Origin of the sequence: Enterococcus sp. DIV0660C (assembly GCF_017316125.1) — a bacterium.
Lineage (GTDB): Bacteria > Bacillota > Bacilli > Lactobacillales > Enterococcaceae > Enterococcus_B.
The window spans coordinates 1-2447 of sequence record NZ_JAFLWA010000062.1 but is presented as its reverse complement, the minus strand read 5'-3'; the positions used below and the strand labels follow the sequence as shown (position 1 = coordinate 2447).

Here is a 2447-nt window from a genome sequence, read left to right as displayed (position 1 = left end):
CTTGTTCTCACTTTTCTTATACAAAACCTTCACATCTCACAATTAAATTACAGCAGCTTTTTCCATGAAAATATACTCCATTGACTGCCTAACATATATAATTATGGAAAAGTATTCTGTTTTATTTAAGCTGGATGCAATTGTATCTAGATCCTTTTATGGATATGTTCAATAGTGAAATTTTATCCTATCGTACCTATGAAAAGTCCGATGCATTTCCAATGCATTAGCGATAATAGAATGTTTGGAGGAAGCTATCCAGACCTCTAACGATTGTCCTTATCGTCGTACGTTTCATTCAGAACAAGGTTGGGCATATCAAATAAAAGCTTATAGAAACAAATTGAAGGAATACAAAATTTTTCACAGGAAAGTTTATAACTGTTTCGAGGAATTGAAATCAGCCATCGATAACTATATCTATTACTACACAATTAACGGATAAAACAGAAATTCAACTGGCAAAGTCCCGTCCAATTTCGTAAAACAGCCGTAACGTTTGCGTAAAAATATCACTTTAGAGCATGAAAAAAGAGTGGATTTCTCCACTCCAAAAAAGTCTAACTTTTTGGTGTCATTACATTACTACAGTTTTTTGATCTCTTTTTTTCTTCAAAGACTTCTAGATTAAAAATTGATTTTTGAATTTTTTGTGTTTCCTGTAAAGTTCGATGAACTTGTATTGAAAGAATATTCCATTGTTGTGGGTATATTCAATCTATAATCGGCATTAACACAAATCCAATCTCGTTGTGTGCCCATCATTTCTCCAAACAGAGGACCACGCTATATTTACAACAGCAAGAATCTCCCCTACAAAATAAGACAGCCTAACAGAATTAAATTTAGTAATTTATCTTACATTCTATTAAAAAACTAATCTAGCTTTCTTTTAATTTTGATTCATATATTTCTAAAAGTATTAGGTCCAACTGTCTATAGTCTTTTAATGAAACGCTACTATCTACATAAGCAATATACTCATATCTCAATTTAGGCTCGACCAAACTGTAATTGATGTCTGTTGTGGTAACTAAAAGATCATATTTTTGTTCAAGTTGAATATCTTTATATCTATCACATAGTACGACATTAAAGTGTAACGTCATGATATTAGATAGTTCTCTTAAGAAGATTTTTGTTTCACTATACGGCATATCAGTATCTACCAGTACAGATATTTGAGGCTCTAAGAAAGTAAGATCTTCTACTTTCGCTAAAGCTACACTGTATTGATTCACTAAATATTCAACTTTTTCAAAAAGTGAATATCCAGTTTTTATATAAAGTTTTTCACACATTTCATTGAAAATATTAGTTGTTCTGATTAAATATTTTTCTGTACTCGAATTTAGAAAAAACTCTAAAGGATCTTTTTTGTCATAAAAAAAATCAGTATATAAATTAATAGAATAGAGATATTTCTTAAATTCATCTTTTTTATCTGAATCCAATGGGTAAATATTTTTATCAAAATACATAATAACCTCTTGCGTGGCCAACCAAGCTTGAGTATGTTCAATATAATTATTATTCTCCAAATAAAGATCACTATATTTTAATGTAAATGTCACTCTAGTACTTAAAAATGCCAAAAAGTAATTGCTTTCTACCTTACTTTTATTTATTTTAGCAAACCAATACTTCTGTAGCCCTGTTTCTTCGCCTATTAGCGTAAATAGCGTGCTATATTCCGTATTAAAAAAATCAGCAGAAATTTCTTTTTTTCTATTATATCTAATAATAGTTATTGCTAAGAAGTAAGCAATTTGTAAGCGACCATTTCCGCTAACTGGGATGTCCAATTTTTCGATATAGTGATTCAATGATTTTAATAGCTCGTCTTGTGATATTCCTTCGTACTTCCATTCAGATCCTCTATAAATAGTCCATAGAAAATTAAAGTAGAAAAAGCGGATCTTATTTTCTGGTCCTTCAATAGAGAAAAAACCTTTTTTATAAACAATAGTTAGACTATACTCTTCTAAATTTTTTCTCATGTCACACATTTTTTTATTTATAAATGCTTCACTTATATGATATTTTTCTATCAAGTTAGTCAAACTTTCATCTTTCGATAACAAATTAATTAGAAAAATAATAGGAAAGCAAGATTCAACCATTTTCTTTTTCAAAAATAGATATTCTTTCGTATGATTTTCATTTATTTGATACCCTTTTCCCTTAACATAATCAAGCAAAAACGATACTTTTTGTTCTTCTGCAAATATTAATAATTCCTCTAAATATTTGTAACTTGTTTTCCGATCAATCGATAGTTCATGAGCTATTTCAATACCATTTTTATACCCCTCGATAGTTCTTAAATAATCAAGTATTTCTATTTTTTTTTTCACATCATTATCAATAAAACAATTTATATCCATCTCAACCTCCTAAACATTTAAAATAATAGTGAAAACTATGAAATAACAGTGTACCATGAT

1 protein-coding gene and 1 pseudogene are annotated in these 2447 nt (G+C 28.9%); one reads left to right on the top strand and one right to left on the bottom strand.

The window, feature by feature from the left end; genetic code table 11:
* Nucleotides 1-137: 137 nt before the first annotated feature.
* Nucleotides 138-435 (top strand): annotated as a pseudogene (locus tag DOK81_RS12210) (IS3 family transposase); the annotation flags it as partial.
* 446 nt (nucleotides 436-881) lie between these two features.
* Here DOK81_RS12210 and DOK81_RS12205 read toward each other — a convergent pair.
* Nucleotides 882-2387, bottom strand: a complete 1506-nt coding sequence (locus tag DOK81_RS12205) for a helix-turn-helix domain-containing protein (RefSeq protein WP_206911225.1) — start codon at nucleotides 2385-2387, stop codon at nucleotides 882-884.
* Nucleotides 2388-2447: the final 60 nt, after the last annotated feature.